Consider the following 15980-nt stretch of genomic DNA (forward strand, 5'->3'; position numbering starts at 1 on the left):
TAGAGGCATTTATAAAAAGTAATAATGTTAAAAAATTGGCATTATTTTAGTAGCTTAGCAACACAACGACTCAACACAAATTAAAAAGACAGAAGGTTTTATGAAGACGAAGTTTATTATACCATTTTTAGCAATCACACTTTTATTTTCTAATTCTGTTAGTTCAAATACAGTTCCTAACAGCGATCCAGAAAAAGATCGTGTAATTGTTTACGTTTTAAAAAATATTTTAAGTAGATATCATTACGTTCAAAAAAACTTAAATGATGATTTTTCTGAGCATGTATATACTACATTTATTGATGGATTAGATCCTAGTAAACGTTATTTTACTCAAGAAGATTTAAAAGAGTTTTCTCAATACAAATATCAAATCGACAATCAATTAAAAGAATCTAACATTGATTTTTACAAATTGGTGTATAAACGTTTTCTAGAAAAGATGGAGTCAGGTAAAAAGACCTATCGTTCTTTATTAAAACAACCTTTCAATTATAAAAAGAAAGAGGTTATTGATGTTGATTATGATAAGGTTCCGTATGCTAAAAACGAAACTGAATTGATCAATTATTGGAGAAAACAATTAAAATTATCGATTTTAAGTAATATTGAAGATGCTGAAAATCAACAGAACGAAAAATTCAAAAAAGATAAAACCTTTAAAAAGAAAAGCTTTAAAGAATTAGAATCTGAAGCAAGAAAAAAGGTCTTAAAAAATATGGATGACTTGTACATGCGTATTGGTGAACTTGAGAATTCTGATTGGTATTCTACTTTTTTAAACAGTGTTGTTAGTGGTTTTGATCCGCATACAACCTACATGTCTCCTCGTATTAAAACACGTTTCGACCAAGAAATGTCTGGTAAACTAGAGGGTATTGGAGCTCGTTTACAAAAAAAAGGAATTTACACTCATGTTGTTGAGTTAATTTCTGGGGGACCTGCTTGGAAACAAGGTGAATTAGAAGCTGACGATATTATTTTAAAAGTTGCACAAGGTGATGAGGAGCCTTTAGATATTGTTGGAATGCGTTTAGATGATGCCATAAAATTTATCAAAGGAAAAAAAGGGACAGAAGTTCGTTTAACCGTAAAGAAAAAAATTGATGGATCTATTAAAATTATTCCAATTATTAGAGATGTGGTTGAGCTTGAAGAAACTTTTGTGAAGTCGAGTATTGTTGAAAAGAATGGTAAAAAATACGGAGTTATCAACCTTCCGAGATTCTATATAGATTTTAATGACTTGAGCCGTAGAGATGCTGCCAAAGACATGGAAAAAGAAATTGAACGTTTAAAAGAAGAAGATGTTCAAGGTTTAATTGTTGATTTACGTGACAATGGTGGTGGGTCATTAAAAACAGCTATTGAAATTGGTGGTTTATTCATTAACAAAGGACCAATTGTTCAAGTAAAATATCGTGGTGAAGATCCTTTGGTAAAAGCTGATACTGATCCAAAAATTCAATGGGAAGGACCTTTGGTAGTAATGGTAAATGAATTTTCTGCTTCTGCTTCTGAAATTTTTGCTGCTGCTATGCAAGACTATAAGCGTGGTGTTATAATTGGAGGTAAACAAACTTATGGTAAAGGAACTGTACAAAACGTGTTACCTATAAACCGCTTTTACGAACAGTATCCTAACGATTTAGGGGCTTTAAAAATGACGATTCAAAAGTTTTATAGAATTAATGGTGGTTCTACTCAAATTGAAGGAGTTTATTCTGATATTTCTTTACCTACCCGATATAGTTATATGGATTTTGGGGAGCGTGATTTAGATGGCGCTTTACCTTGGGATAAGGTACAACAAGCAAAATATACCGCTACTAATTCTTACAGTAATTTTGCTGATGTAGTTTACAACAGTAAGCAACGTGTTATGAATAACAATAGGTTTAATAAAATAAACGACTACGCTAAGTGGTTAAAGAAAAACCAAGATGAAAGAGTGTATTCTTTAAACTACGACACCTTTAAAAAAGAAAGTGAAACAAAAACTAAAGAAGGAAAACAGTTTAAAGATATTTTTAAGTTTGATTCTAACTTAACATTTGTATCTCCTAAATACGAATTAAATTTATTTAAAAAGGATACTGTTTTAGAAGGAAAACGAGTTGCATGGCATAAAAATCTTCAGAAAGATATTTATGTAAATGAAGCGCTAAACGTACTAAGCGAATTAAAAATGAACAACAATCATGTTGCTGTAAAACATTAAAAAAAGGGTTCTTTCGAACCCTTTTTCTTTTTTACTCATTTTATGTTAAAGAACACTTTTTTAAACTTGTTGGCTACTTACTCAAACGATAACAGTCTCAACACCTTGTTATGGCAAGAGATAGAAAAAAATCATTCTGATAAAAAAAGACACTATCACACATTAGAACATCTTAAGAATTTACTTTTTCAACTAACACCAATAAAAGAGAAAATAAGTCATTGGAACACTGTTTTATTCACGCTATTTTATCATGATATTATCTATAGCTCTTTAAAAAGCAACAACGAAGAAAAAAGTGCAGAATTAGCTACTAAAAGAATGAAACAACTTTCTGTTCCTAAAGAAATTATAGAGAATTGCTATTCTCAGATTTTAGCCACTAAGTCTCATAAAATAGCTAAAGATTCAGATACTAACTATTTTACTGATGCTGATTTATCTATTTTAGGTCAAGACTGGGAAGTATATACTCAATATTATAAAAATGTACGAAAAGAATATGCTATTTATCCTAATTTGGTTTATAATTCAGGACGAAAAAAAGCATTACAACATTTTTTAACAATGGAAAACATATTCAAAACCGAATATTTTTATCAAAAGTTCGAAGAAACTACACGCAAAAATATTCAACGAGAAATTGAGTTATTATAATAATTCAATTTTAACTACCAATCCTTCATTAGAACGAACATTAAATACCGTTTCATCCTCAAAAATTAAGTACTGCCCTTTAACACCTACTAATTTCCCTGTATATGTTTCTTCTTTTTCTAAATTTAAACTTTTAGGTTTTTTAGGAAATTTTTCAACAGGAAACTGAATATTAGTTTCAGTATTATTGGCTATATAATATTCTTTTGCTTCATCAGGAATAAATTCTTTTAGTTTTTCTCGCCACTCCACCAAGTTTTCATCCTTAATATCATTTTTCAACATGGTTCTCCAATTTGTTTTATCAGCTACATGTTCTTTTAAAGCTACCTCGATAATTCCTGCTAAATAACGATTAGGTACTTCTACAATCTCAATAGCTTCATGTGCTCCTTGATCTATCCAACGAGTCGGAACTTGTTGCTTTCTCGTCACCCCTACCTTTACATTGCTGGAGTTTGCTAAATACACAATATGCGGTTGTAACTGTACCTTTTTTTCATATTCTAAATCCCTATCTTCCTCTCCTAAATGCGCTTTACTCAATTCAGGACGCATAATCCAATCTCCTGCAGTTGGAATTTCAAAAAAGCATTTTTTACAAAATCCTTGACGATATATTTTTTTTTCTAAATGGCAATTTAAACACTCGTAAGTAACAAAACTTAAGGTTAACTCTTTATTCAATAACTGGTTCATATTCAAAAAATCAGCCCCCATGTTTAAATAATATTGAACTGTGCTTAAATTTTCAGTGGGCATTTTTTTTAAAACTCCTTGGTATTGCATGTCTTAAATTTTGTTACATTTAGCTTCACAAAATTACAGTAAAAAAATTGAATTAATAGTTAATCTATGACGTTTCCATTTATAAATTCAATCATTTCTTGGTTCCTAAAAAAGCGCAAACATCAAGTAGAGCTATTTTTAAAATACCCCATTGATGTTCAAAATGAGCTATTACTAAAGCTTGTAAGTGCTGCTAAAAATACTGAGTTTGGGAAACAACAAGATTTCTCTTCTATTAAAAATTATACTGACTTCGCTAACAGTGTTCCCATTCAACGTTATGAAAGTATTGAACCGCTTATTGAACGTTGTAGAAAAGGAGAGCAAAACTTATTTTGGCCTACGCCTATACGTTGGTTTGCAAAATCAAGTGGTACTACTAATGCAAAAAGTAAGTTTATCCCTGTAAGTGATGAAGCCATTGAGTATTGTCATTTTAAAGCAGGAAAAGACATGTTATGTTTATATATAAACAATAACGAAAACGCAAAGCTTTTTACTGGTAAGGGACTACGTTTAGGTGGAAGCTCAGCTGTATATGAAGATAACAATACTTACTTTGGTGATTTATCGGCCATAATCATTGAGAACATGCCTTTTTGGGCAGATTTTAGCTCTGCTCCAAGGCAAGAAACTGCATTGATGGGTGAATGGGAGGCAAAAATGGAAGCTATTATTAACGAAACCATTCATGAAAATATTACAAGCTTAGTTGGTGTTCCTTCATGGATGTTGGTTTTATTGAATAGAGTATTAGAAAAAACTGGTAAGGATAATATTTTGGAAGTATGGCCTAATTTGGAGGTTTACTTTCACGGAGGAATAAACTTCAACCCATACAGAGAACAGTATAAGAAACTCATTCCAAGAGACGATTTTAAATATTACGAAACTTATAATGCTTCCGAAGGTTTTTTTGCTATTCAAGATAGAAACAATTCCGATGAAATGTTACTCATGCTAGACTATGGGATTTTTTATGAGTTTATTCCTATGAGTGAATACAATGGAGAAAACTCTGTAGCGATTCCTCTTTCAGAAGTAAAAAAAGATGTTAATTACGCCATTATTATTACCACTAATGGTGGTTTATGGCGTTATTTGATTGGTGATACTGTTAAGTTTACCTCAACCAAACCTTATCGTGTAAAAATTACAGGACGTACTAAACACCATATCAATGTTTTCGGTGAAGAGTTAATTATTGAAAATGCTGAAGATGCTTTAAAAGTAGCGAGTGATAAAACCAACTGTGAAATTAAAGAATATACTGTTGGCCCTATTTTTATGAATGGTAAAGAGAATGGTGCCCATGAATGGATTATTGAGTTTAAAAAAGCTCCTGAAAACCTTACCTCTTTTACTGAAGAGTTAGATAATGCTTTAAAAAACTATAATTCTGACTATGAAGCTAAACGCTATAATAATATGACTTTAGCAATGCCTAAAATACATCAAGCTCGTGAAGACTTATTTTACGATTGGATGAAAGAAAAAGGAAAACTTGGTGGACAACATAAAATTCCTCGTTTATCAAATAATCGTGATTTTGTTGAGGAACTTTTAAAATTATAAGCGCTCTATTCTGTTTTAATTTTAATAGGTAACTGATATTTCGTCACTACAAGAATCCCTCTTTTTGTAGCTGGACTTATAATTGGTAATTTTTCTATTGCCAACTTTATTATGCTATCTAATTCTGGTAATTGATTGATAACAACATCAGAAGTAGTGACCTTTCCTAAAACAAACTTTCCCTCTTTATTAATCAGAATATCAATTAAAACTTCTTCATCTAGGCTATTTTTAATGACAAAGTTATATTCCTTTAAACTCGCTGTTACTCTTTTATGAATTTCATCCCTAAAACAACTAACTCTATCTTCTTTAAGTAAGTTTTTGCATTTACTAAAAGAAGGAGACTCATCTACTTTTGTAAAATCAACTACTGTATCTACAACTTGAGCGCTATCCTTTTTTGAGTATGAAAAAAAGTCGCAAGAAAAACATAGCAAAGCACAAACTAAAAAAGTCACATAGCGAAAACTCATCTTATTGATTTTAAGATGAATATACAAAATTAAATACTATTGTAAAATCTCTCCTTGTAAAAAATAGTACTTTTTAATTTCTTTTAGTCGCGTTTTTGCATATTTCGTTAAAACTGAATCTTTTCTTTCAAAACGATTTATATAATTCTTATAGTGTTTATAAGCTATTCTTTTATCTTTATAATAATCCTCGCTAGTTTTAGCTAATTGATATAAAGCCTTATAATTTTTCCTATTTTCCTCAAAAGCTTTTTTATATGATTTAAGTTCTTCTTTAGGGTTACCTAATTCTTTATAAACTCTTGCTAATTGATAATATTCAACATCTCTGGGTTCTTTACCAGCAAAAGTTGCCACCATATAGTCTAACTGGGCTTTGTAAAATTTTTTCTTTTCAAAATTAATATCACCTAGATAGGTATATGCTTTAAAATCTGATTTATCTATTCTTATGGCCTTATTAAAATACTTTTTTGCCTCTTCGTATTTCTTTAGATTAAAATAACTACGCCCTAGCATTTTTTGCGTGTAATGTTCGTTGGGTTCCAAAGTATCTAATCGTTGTAAAAATTGAATAGCTTCTGTAAACTTTTCTTCTCTATATAAATTATTGATTTTTAACTTATTCAAATTAATATGATTCGGATCTACCGCCAAACCTCTATTTATAAAAATATTTGCTGAATCTTTATCGTGTAATAAAGTATAGGCTAATGCTAAGTGGTGAATAGATTTAATGTGGGTTGTATCATTTTTATAGGCTTCTAAAAAACTATTTATTTTTAGATTTCTCTTTTTTAACATTCCATAAGCAACTCCTAACCGGTAATGGTAATTTGCATTTGTACTATCTTGTTGAATGACGTTCTTAAAAGTATCTATTGCTTTGGCTGGTTGTTTTGTTTGTGCGTACAATTTCCCTAGCTGATACTTAATAAGTAAGTTTTCAGCATCATTATTTATAACACCTTCATAAACATCAATAGCTTTTTGTAGTTTTTTCTCTTTTTTATAAGCTTTTGCTAACTTTATTTTTACTGAATAATCATCTTTTAACTCCAATGCCTTTTCGTAGTATATAGAAGCTTTTTTATAATCATCAATTGAAGCGTAAATAGATGCTACTTTTGAAGTTGATTGAAAAGTAGTACCTAACTCATGTAACTTTGTTAATGCTGTTTGGTAACGTCCTATATTCACTAAACTATCAATAGTTTTAAAAGTCGAAACTTGTGCTTCGACTTTTAGAAATACTATTACGAAAACAATAAGTAAAATTTTATTTCTCACGTTTCTATTTTTGGTGTTGTTCGTTGGTTGTTGGTGACCAAGATACTTATTTTATTCTATGTTAAATGTGATGGGTAATGTATAGCCTACTCGTACCTTTTTCCCTCTTTGCTCTCCTGGCTGCATTTGTGGCAATTTTTGTACCAATTCTTCGGCATACTGTTGTAGTATTGGATGTGGTGCTCTTGCCTTTACATCAATTACGTTACCTTCTTTATCAATTTTAAATTGAACATAAAGTCTTTTCTTACCTGAATCTAAACCTAATTCATTTGCTATAGATGTATCAAAATTCTCTTTTACAAACTCCTGTAAACTTCTATTAAAACAATCTTTATCGCCTTCAGCACATCCTGGGAAAGTTGGTACTTTTTCTAAAAGTGAAAAAGGTATACTTCCACCTTTATCAACCATTTCCTTTATTTTTATTTTAACTAAGTCATAAGCTATAATCTTCCTATTACTTGTTCCTTTATATACTTTAACTCCCAACACTGAACCCTCGTCCTCTAAACTCTCTTTAAGAGCTAAAAACTCATTCTTCTCTTCTTCAGACAAATCATTAATTGACAATTCTTTACCTAAGTCTATCTTCTCTCCAAAGTAACGATCTAAATACGTACTTTTTTCTCCTTTAACTGAAGTAATTTCTCCATCTTTACTGTTATAAATTGTTACTAATTCTTTTTTCGCAATAGCTTCACTACTTTTATTCTCGTCTGAGCAAGCCGTATATAAAATCATGCTTCCTAAGAGTGGAATTAACAACAAATACTTTAGTTGTTTTACTTTTTTTGATTGTGTTTTCGTCATCATAATAATTCGTTTTTTGATTAATGAATGTTTATAAAATTGATTAATGAATGAAATATGCTCGACCTGAAAAATATCAGAGAGTAAATGGTTGATATAATTTTCTTTTTGGTCAGATTTACTAGCAACAGCATCTGAAATATATTCATGAACTAACGATATACGACTCTGATACACATACACCATAGGATTAAACCACATAACTATTTTCAAAAACTCAAAAAACAATAAATCTATCGTATGCTTTTGGTCACTATGCACTAACTCATGCTGAATGATTTTTTCTCTTTTTGGAGAAGAAATGTCATTTCCTAAAAAAATATAATTGAAGAATGAAAACGCCTTCGTTTCTTTTGGCAATAAAACCAACTTATAATTTTCTTTTCTTGCAACGCCATATTGTAAAACTAATCGGACGATGCGCTCCAGCTTTACTAAAAACACTACAAAAAAGAAGATACAACCACTCCAAAACAATATCTCTAAATAATTGAAGGATTGATACCAAGCAGCTTTTTCAATCACTTTTTGTGGAGATAAAACTACTTCTGGTAATAAAATATAGTACTCTTGCGGCACCGCTTTTTGAACTGTAGAAATTTTTAACAATGGTAATATGAAAGAAAGTATTGCTGTACCTAACAAATACCATCTGTTTTTTACAAAAAAGGTTTCTTTACTTAAAAAGAAATCATACACTGCTACAAAAAGTACTTGAAATAATATGACTTGAATGATATAATTAATCATGGCTTCTTGTTTTTATTCACCTCTTTTAAAATACTTTCTAATTCTTGAATATCCATTTTGTTTTCTTTCATAAAAAATGATACCATACTCTTAAATGACCCTCCAAAATAACCATTCATTAACTTGTGCAAACTCTCATTGCTATACTCTGACTTTTCCACTAACGGATAATACACATAACCTCTACCCTTTGGCTCATGCCCTACAAATTCTTTAGTCTCCAAAATTCTTATAATAGTTGAAACTGTATTGTATGCTGGTTTTGGTTCTGGTAATTCTATTATAACTTCTTTTACTGAAGCTTTTTTCAACTCCCATAACACCTGCATTATTTGCTCTTCTGCCTTCGTTAATTGTTTACTCATTATATATTTTTATGAAATGTTCTGAAACAAATATAACTAAAAAATTAGTTTAAACTAATTTTTTAGTTAATAAATATGTAACAAAGCTTTCTTATCTTCGTCTTATCTATAAAAAAGTTAATGGATATATTTTTAGTTATACTCGGTTTTGTATTTGCTTGTTTAGGGATTATTGGTTCATTTTTACCAGTGTTACCTGGCCCTATTACTAGCTGGGTAGGTTTGTTATTATTACACTTAACAGAAGCTATCCCTCAAAATTGGACATTTTTAGGAATCACTTTAGCCATTGCTGTCATTATATTTTTTCTTGATTATTTTATTCCAGCTATGGGGACCAAACGTTTTGGAGGTACGAAATATGGAGTATACGGTACTACTATTGGTTTAATTATTGGATTACTCTCTCCTATTCCTTTCGGGATTTTAATTGGCGCTTTCGTAGGTGCTTTGGTTGGTGAATTAATTTATGATAATAAAGATACTAACAGAGCTATCAAGGCGTCATTTGGTGCCTTTTTAGGTTTTTTAGCTTCTGCAACTATTAAGTTTTCTATATCTATAGTATTCTTAGTACTGTTTTTTGTTAAGTTCTGGGAGTATAAAGCCGCTTTCTTTTAGGAATAAGCTCGTTATATTTAGCTTTTTACTTCCAATCATGAGATTCCTCCTCGTACCTCGTTCGGAATGACAGGTATTCATAATTTAAAAAGTTAGCAAATACACTTAGCCCCGATTGGAGCATTTATTTAAGTTCCTCAAAAAGAGAGAGTACGGAAAGTGGGAAATAACCAATAAAACACGTAACTAAACTGCAAAAAAAAAGCAACCCATCTAAGGGAAGCTTTCCATTGGTTAACAAAACCATGATACTATTTAAAGTATCTAACAACACAACTAAATGCTGTCCTTTTAAAATTAGACAGCCTGCAAATATAAATCCTTTTTAGAAAACCACAAATAAAAATTCACTTTTTTTATAAAATCTATGTGATACTACCATTGTCTAATTTTGTAATTGATTGTATCTTTGCACCTTTAAATTAAAATTACTTAAAAATTAAGTCAATGCAATTATCAGAACAAGAAGTTGTACGTAGAGAAAAACTATCAAAATTACGTGAACTGGGTATCAATCCATATCCAGCAGATTTATTTCCATTCAATTCAAATTCCAAACAGATTAAACAGGGGTTTGAAGAAGGTAAAAAGGTAGTTATTGCTGGTAGATTAATGTCTCGTCGTATTCAAGGAAAAGCTTCTTTTGCTGAATTGCAAGATAGTGAAGGACGCATTCAAGTTTACTTTAACAGAGATGAAATCTGTACAGGAGAAGACAAAACTTTATACAATGATATATACAAGAAATTATTAGATATTGGTGATTTTGTAGGTATTGAAGGTGAGTTATTTAAAACTCAAGTTGGAGAAATCACTGTAATGGTAAAAGACTTTAAATTATTAAGTAAGTCTTTAAAACCGTTACCGTTACCAAAAATAGATGCTGAAGGAAATACCTTTGACGGTTTTACTGATCCTGAAATGCGTTACCGTCAGCGTTATGCTGATTTGGTGGTGAATCCGCAAGTAAAAGAAGTATTTGTAAAACGTACGAAGTTATTCAATGCCATGCGTCAGTTTTTCAACGATGCTGGATATTTTGAAGTAGAGACTCCTATTTTACAACCTATTCCTGGTGGTGCAGCTGCAAGACCTTTTGTTACACATCACAATGCTTTAGATATTCCGTTATACATGCGTATTGCGAATGAGTTATACTTAAAGCGTTTGATTGTTGGTGGTTTTGATGGTGTATATGAGTTTTCTAAAAACTTCCGTAACGAAGGAATGGATAGAACACACAATCCTGAATTTACCGCAATGGAAATTTATGTAGCTTACAAAGACTACAACTGGATGATGGAGTTCACTGAAAAATTACTAGAGCATTGTGCTTTGGCGGTTAATGGAACTACAGAAGCTACTTTTGGAGAACATAAAGTTGACTTTAAAGCTCCATATGCACGTGTTACTATGGCTGATTCTATTAAGCACTTTACTGGTTTTGACATCAACGGAAAGTCGGAAGATGAAATTCGTAAAGCGGCTCAAGATATGGGTATTGAAGTGGATGAAACCATGGGTAAAGGAAAGTTAATTGATGAAATTTTTGGTGAAAAATGTGAAGGGAACTACATACATCCTACTTTTATTACTGATTACCCAAAGGAAATGTCTCCATTATGTAAAGAGCACCGTGACAACCCTGAATTAACAGAACGTTTTGAGTTAATGGTATGTGGTAAAGAAATTGCCAACGCATATTCTGAGTTAAACGACCCGATCGACCAACGTGAGCGTTTTGAAGCACAGTTAAAATTAGCAGCACGTGGAGATGATGAAGCTGGTGAGTTTATCGATCAAGATTTCTTACGTGCCTTAGAGTATGGTATGCCTCCTACTTCTGGATTAGGAATTGGAATGGATCGTTTAATTATGTATTTAACGAACAATCCGTCAATTCAAGAAGTATTATTTTTCCCACAGATGAAGCCTGAGAAACAAGCTCCAACAGTTGAATTAAACGATGATGAAAAAGCGTTGTTAACCTTATTAGAAAAAGCAGAAAAAATAGATTTAAACGAATTAAAAGCACAAAGTGGTTTGTCTAATAAAAAATGGGACAAAACTATTAAAGGCTTAACAAAAAACAGTCTTGCTAAAGTTGAAAAAACAGAGGAAGGTTTGTTTGTAGAAATCGTATAAACTTCCTCAAATAACACAAGAAAATTAAAAAAGTGATTTCTTTGGAATTACTTTTTTAATTTTATGATAATATATATATGAAAAGAAATTATACAGTTGATACTTTAAGAACAACTGCAACACTTTTTGTGATTTTACTACATGTATCAGCAGAATATGTTATCTCCGGTAAAAACAATCTTACTTTTGATAAAGCTTTTTGGATTGGTAATATTGTTGATTCTTTTACTAGAATATGTGTACCTCTCTTTGTCTTAATTAGTGGAATGTTCTTAATAGGTAGAAATGAAACATTTAAACAATCATATGAAAAAAGAGCTAATAGAATTTTAACTCCATTAATATTTTGGACTATTCTATATACACTATTTAAAGTTTCATTATTTTTATTATTAAATAAACCAATTGAAATTAAATCGTTATTCCTTAGTATATTTTTAGGGAAACCTTTTTATCATATGTGGTATTTATATATGTTAATTGGTCTATACCTAATTACTCCCGTTATAAACAATATTATCCCTTTAATTTCAAGAAAATCATTATGGATAGTCGCTATAATTTTACTATGCTTTGGAACGCTTAATAATGGTGTAAATATAGTATTCAATAATCAGAGTTTATTTTTATTATGGTTTATTGATTACTTAGGGTATTTTATTTTGGGATATTTAATTAAAGACTACAAAAGAAATTTTTCATTATTATTATTATTATTAATCTATACTGTCTCAAGCCTTTTAATTGCTGTTCTATCTCTTTATACTATCAAAGTATATGACAACTTATATTTTTATGGTTATCTTACACCTTTAGTAATAATAGCATCCTTGAGCTTCTACAAAATTTTCCTCCAATTAAACTTGAAAGAAAATTTATTTTCAAAAATTGCTCATCTAACATTTGGCATATATCTAATACATGCAGGGGTTCTATATGTATTCGTTCATGGATTGAAAACAATGAATATAAACACTTTAAACAATCCTGTAGTTGGAATTCCAGTTAAATTTTGCGTAACATTATTCATTTCTATTATAATAGCATGGGGTATTAATAAAATTAAAAGCTTAAAAAATATAATATAGAAACATAAGACTTGTAAAATGAACTACCTCGACCCAAGGGTACGAGGTATCAAAACAATTTAAGCTGTGACTTGTGTATCTTTTGATACTCTTGTCCTTTTCCTTGACCTTGAACGTACTTCTTTATAACCTCTTCATTCGCATATTGACCAATAGTATTGATGTAATAACCACTTGTCCAAAATTTACCGCCCCATAAAAATCGCTTTACTTCTGGATGTAATCTGAAAATCTCACGCCCTGTTATGCTTTTTATGGTATTAACTATCTTTTGAGGTGATAACATCGGTACACTTTGAATCAAAAAATGTACGTGATCTTAATCACAACCTATCTCCAAAAAATGAGCCTCGTAACGATGTGATATTTCTAAACAAACTTCTCGTAAGGTCTCAGAGACTTCTTCGCTCAAAACTTTTCTTCTATATCTAATTGGACAAACCAAATGATACAACAGCAAACTCTTATTATGGCTTTTATGAATATGCTCACTCATAAACCCCAAATTACATATCTTTACGCTACACCCGACGCACAAGCATCGGGGAATTCTATTGATTAAATATATTTGTTAAATAGTTAGTGATTTTTTTCATAACTTTAGAGAGCTATGAAAAAACTGTTAGAATATCCTCTTTTTCACTTTTTGTTGTGCCTTATTCTTGGCATAGCACTTCAGTTTTACACACAAATTTGGCAATTTAATTTTATATACTTGTTCTATTCTTTAATAGGATTTCTCGTTATTCTTTATTTTTTAAAAAGAACTCAAGCACGAAAAACTTTTAGTATAGCTACATTACTTTTCTTTGTTTTTATCGGAATTAGCACCACATATATTCACAATCCGAAGAATTATGTAAGCCATTATAAACATCAATTAACTAAGAATTCTACTTATATACTTGATGTACAAAAAGTATTAAAACCAGGGAACTACTATACAAAATATGTAGTTAAAGTTTCACAAGTAGATTCTACTAAAACCACTGGATATATTCTTCTAAATATTCAAAAGGACAGTTTATCACCTATATTAAAGGTGGGTAATCGAATATTTATCAAAACTCCTTTTAAAGAATTAATTCCGCCTTTAAATCCACATCAATTTAACTACAAACAGTATTTAGCAAAACAGTATGTATATCATCAAGTATTTATAGATGATCATCAATTCAAAAAACTTGAAAACTCAAAACTTTCTTTAATCAATTTATCTGCTCATATTAGAGGTAAAATACAAGCTTCCTTAAAAAAGTATCATTTTACAAACGATGAATTTGCTGTGATTAATGCTCTATTGCTTGGTCAACGTCAAGAAATTTCAAAAGAATTATTAGAAAGTTATACCAACGCAGGTGCTATTCATATTCTTGCCATTTCTGGGTTGCATATTGGTATTTTATTATGGCTACTATCCTATCTATTTAAACCTTTAGAAAAACTTCCGTATGGAACAATCATTAAAACCGTCTGTCTTATCTTCTTACTTTGGTCATTTGCTTTTATAGCTGGCTTATCTGCCTCAGTAGTTAGAGCAGTAACTATGTTTACTTTTGTAGCTTTCGGGTTATCCTTTAAACGAAAAAAGGTTATTGAGTTTTCTTTAATAAGCTCCATGCTATTTTTACTTTTAATAAAACCGATGTTTTTATTCGATGTTGGATTTCAATTGAGTTATTTAGCTGTTTTTGGTATTGTTTGGGTACAACCTTTACTTTATAATCTTTGGACACCTAAATTACGATTTCTCGACAAGGGTTGGCAACTATTTACTGTTTCGGTAGCAGCTCAAATAGGAATTTTACCAGTTAGCTTGTACTATTTTCATCAGTTTCCAGGGTTGTTTATTCTGTCTAACTTAATTATTATTCCTTTTTTGAGTGCAATTTTGTTTGGTGGAATTGTAATTATTCTACTAGCAACGTTTAGTATATTACCTCAATTCATGGCGGATATATATGGATTCATTATTTCTTTGATGAATTATTTTGTCAACTGGGTTTCGCATCAGGAAGTATTTTTATTGAAAGAGATCCCCATGTCTTTAACTACTATGGTAGCTTGGTATATTTTTATTATTCTCTTATATAAAGCTTGTGTACATAAAACATTAAAAAGGATCACTCTCTTATTGACTTCAATTATAGTTCTACAAGGAGTCTATTTTTATGAAAAACATCAAATTAGTAACAAAGATGAGTTCATTGTATTTCATAAAAGCCGCCAGTCTGTTTTAGGAAAAAGAAGTGGTAAGGAATTATCAATTTTTAGTTCTTTAAATGACTCTGTTCTTCTGCAGCAAAAACTATTACAATCTTACAGGGTTGGTGAAGATGTTTCCTCAAAAAGTATTGATTCAGTTTTTAACATCATCCCATACAAAAACAAACAAATTTTGATTGTGGATAGTTTAGGAGTGTATCAAATAAATGGCGTTCAAAATCCAATAGTTATTCTACAAAACAGTCCCAAAATAAATTTAACTAGACTTATTTCTACGCTAAAACCTCAACAAATTATTGCTGATGGCAGTAACTACAAATCGTATGTTATTAGATGGAAAGAAACTTGTTATAAACAAAAAACACCATTTTGGTATACTGGCCAAAATGGTGCTTATATTTTTAAAGATTAGATTTTACATGGCGCTTTTAAAGCTTTTTTCAAACTCTTTCCATGGTGTATTCTTGTAATTATCCTTATTAAAATATGCTAGTATTTTTTCAAATCTTTTTTCTTCTAAGTACCCAGGTACATTTTGTAACAATTGTCTTTCAGCATTAAAAAAAGCTGTTGACGGGTAGCTTAACTGCCCTTTCATAATCGCTGCTGCTAATTGATGATATCCTCTTCTCCCTTGAGCTTCAAACTTAAAAGTTTTTCCCTGAAAAGTAATATCATGTTTTGCTTCTCCGTTTAATTTTACTGGGTAATAATGCGTATTGATATACTCAACAATTGTTTTATTTTTATAAGTGGTTTTATCCATTTTTTTACACCAACCACACCAATCGGTATAAATATCTACTAAAATTGGTTTTGGATCTTTCTTGCTCATTTCCATTGCCTTTTCAAAGCTTAACCAATTTACTTTATCCTGTGCCTTTACCCCTAGTGAAATAACGGTTAAAACTACTACTAATATTATTTTTTTCATACTTCTTAAGTCTCAATAAGTGTTCCAAAT

13 protein-coding genes and 1 pseudogene are annotated in these 15980 nt (G+C 30.5%); 7 read left to right on the forward strand and 7 right to left on the reverse strand.

Annotated features, from left to right (window positions below; translation table 11 throughout):
- Window positions 1-100 precede the first annotated feature (100 nt).
- Entirely contained in the window at window positions 101-2221 is a 2121-nt protein-coding gene (locus Q4517_RS11530; protein WP_303509441.1) for a carboxy terminal-processing peptidase, read from the forward strand.
- A gap of 42 nt (window positions 2222-2263) precedes the next feature.
- The gene (locus Q4517_RS11535) at window positions 2264-2878 is read left to right on the forward strand and encodes a hypothetical protein (RefSeq protein ID WP_303509443.1); all 615 of its coding nucleotides are present in this window, start codon (window positions 2264-2266) and stop codon (window positions 2876-2878) included.
- Here the strand turns inward: Q4517_RS11535 and Q4517_RS11540 are convergent.
- Window positions 2873-3667, reverse strand: coding sequence for a DUF2797 domain-containing protein (locus tag Q4517_RS11540; RefSeq protein WP_303509446.1), 795 nt, complete (start codon window positions 3665-3667; stop codon window positions 2873-2875). The genes Q4517_RS11535 and Q4517_RS11540 overlap by 6 nt on opposite strands.
- Window positions 3668-3733: 66 nt before the next feature.
- On the opposite strand from Q4517_RS11540, the gene Q4517_RS11545 reads away from it, so the two are divergent.
- The gene (locus Q4517_RS11545) at window positions 3734-5242 is read left to right on the forward strand and encodes a GH3 auxin-responsive promoter family protein (RefSeq protein ID WP_303509448.1); all 1509 of its coding nucleotides are present in this window, start codon (window positions 3734-3736) and stop codon (window positions 5240-5242) included.
- A gap of 5 nt (window positions 5243-5247) precedes the next feature.
- On the opposite strand, the gene Q4517_RS11550 is transcribed toward Q4517_RS11545, so the two are convergent.
- The 4 genes from Q4517_RS11550 to Q4517_RS11565 are packed head-to-tail and all read right to left on the reverse strand — an operon-like array spanning window position 5248 to window position 8936.
- Complete coding sequence (locus Q4517_RS11550; RefSeq protein WP_303509449.1) at window positions 5248-5718, reverse strand: hypothetical protein; 471 nt, start codon at window positions 5716-5718, stop codon at window positions 5248-5250.
- A gap of 36 nt (window positions 5719-5754) precedes the next feature.
- Window positions 5755-7008, reverse strand: a complete 1254-nt coding sequence (locus tag Q4517_RS11555; RefSeq protein WP_303509451.1) for a tetratricopeptide repeat protein — start codon at window positions 7006-7008, stop codon at window positions 5755-5757.
- A gap of 51 nt (window positions 7009-7059) precedes the next feature.
- On the reverse strand, window positions 7060-8571 hold the full coding sequence (locus tag Q4517_RS11560; protein ID WP_303509454.1) for a M56 family metallopeptidase: 1512 nt from the start codon (window positions 8569-8571) through the stop codon (window positions 7060-7062).
- A complete protein-coding gene (locus Q4517_RS11565; protein WP_303509457.1) occupies window positions 8568-8936 on the reverse strand; it encodes a BlaI/MecI/CopY family transcriptional regulator in 369 nt (122 codons plus the stop codon). The genes Q4517_RS11560 and Q4517_RS11565 overlap by 4 nt, the downstream gene beginning before the upstream one ends.
- A gap of 120 nt (window positions 8937-9056) precedes the next feature.
- Between Q4517_RS11565 and Q4517_RS11570 the strand changes: the two genes are divergently transcribed.
- The 3 genes from Q4517_RS11570 (at window position 9057) to Q4517_RS11580 (ending at window position 12790) form a co-directional block, all read left to right on the forward strand.
- On the forward strand, window positions 9057-9557 hold the full coding sequence (locus Q4517_RS11570; protein WP_303509459.1) for a DUF456 domain-containing protein: 501 nt from the start codon (window positions 9057-9059) through the stop codon (window positions 9555-9557).
- A 447-nt stretch (window positions 9558-10004) separates the two neighbouring features.
- Window positions 10005-11702 carry a lysine--tRNA ligase gene (gene lysS, locus Q4517_RS11575; protein ID WP_303509461.1) on the forward strand — a complete coding sequence of 566 codons (1698 nt, stop codon included), beginning with the start codon at window positions 10005-10007 and terminating at the stop codon, window positions 11700-11702.
- Window positions 11703-11779: 77 nt separating this feature from the next.
- Entirely contained in the window at window positions 11780-12790 is a 1011-nt protein-coding gene (locus Q4517_RS11580; protein WP_303509462.1) for an acyltransferase, read from the forward strand.
- Window positions 12791-12839: 49 nt separating this feature from the next.
- Here the strand turns inward: Q4517_RS11580 and tnpA are convergent.
- Window positions 12840-13286 (reverse strand): annotated as a pseudogene (gene tnpA / locus Q4517_RS11585) (IS200/IS605 family transposase).
- Between the two features lie 114 nt (window positions 13287-13400).
- On the opposite strand from tnpA, the gene Q4517_RS11590 reads away from it, so the two are divergent.
- The gene (locus Q4517_RS11590) at window positions 13401-15428 is read left to right on the forward strand and encodes a ComEC/Rec2 family competence protein (protein ID WP_303509463.1); all 2028 of its coding nucleotides are present in this window, start codon (window positions 13401-13403) and stop codon (window positions 15426-15428) included.
- Between the two features lie 3 nt (window positions 15429-15431).
- Here the strand turns inward: Q4517_RS11590 and Q4517_RS11595 are convergent, their stop codons facing one another.
- Window positions 15432-15950, reverse strand: coding sequence for a DUF255 domain-containing protein (locus Q4517_RS11595; RefSeq protein WP_303509466.1), 519 nt, complete (start codon window positions 15948-15950; stop codon window positions 15432-15434).
- Window positions 15951-15980 lie beyond the last annotated feature (30 nt).

The organism is Tenacibaculum sp. 1_MG-2023, assembly GCF_030547425.1.
GTDB lineage: Bacteria > Bacteroidota > Bacteroidia > Flavobacteriales > Flavobacteriaceae > Polaribacter.

Coding starts and splice junctions, on each gene's coding strand:
- Q4517_RS11560 (WP_303509454.1), bottom strand. CDS start 8,571: ATGATTAATTATATCATTCAAGTCATATTATTTCAAGTACTTTTTGTA.
- Q4517_RS11535 (WP_303509443.1), top strand. CDS start 2,264: ATGTTAAAGAACACTTTTTTAAACTTGTTGGCTACTTACTCAAACGAT.
- Q4517_RS11530 (WP_303509441.1), top strand. CDS start 101: ATGAAGACGAAGTTTATTATACCATTTTTAGCAATCACACTTTTATTT.
- lysS (WP_303509461.1), top strand. CDS start 10,005: ATGCAATTATCAGAACAAGAAGTTGTACGTAGAGAAAAACTATCAAAA.
- Q4517_RS11580 (WP_303509462.1), top strand. CDS start 11,780: ATGAAAAGAAATTATACAGTTGATACTTTAAGAACAACTGCAACACTT.
- Q4517_RS11540 (WP_303509446.1), bottom strand. CDS start 3,667: ATGCAATACCAAGGAGTTTTAAAAAAAATGCCCACTGAAAATTTAAGC.
- Q4517_RS11570 (WP_303509459.1), top strand. CDS start 9,057: ATGGATATATTTTTAGTTATACTCGGTTTTGTATTTGCTTGTTTAGGG.
- Q4517_RS11545 (WP_303509448.1), top strand. CDS start 3,734: ATGACGTTTCCATTTATAAATTCAATCATTTCTTGGTTCCTAAAAAAG.
- Q4517_RS11590 (WP_303509463.1), top strand. CDS start 13,401: ATGAAAAAACTGTTAGAATATCCTCTTTTTCACTTTTTGTTGTGCCTT.
- Q4517_RS11550 (WP_303509449.1), bottom strand. CDS start 5,718: ATGAGTTTTCGCTATGTGACTTTTTTAGTTTGTGCTTTGCTATGTTTT.
- Q4517_RS11565 (WP_303509457.1), bottom strand. CDS start 8,936: ATGAGTAAACAATTAACGAAGGCAGAAGAGCAAATAATGCAGGTGTTA.
- Q4517_RS11595 (WP_303509466.1), bottom strand. CDS start 15,950: ATGAAAAAAATAATATTAGTAGTAGTTTTAACCGTTATTTCACTAGGG.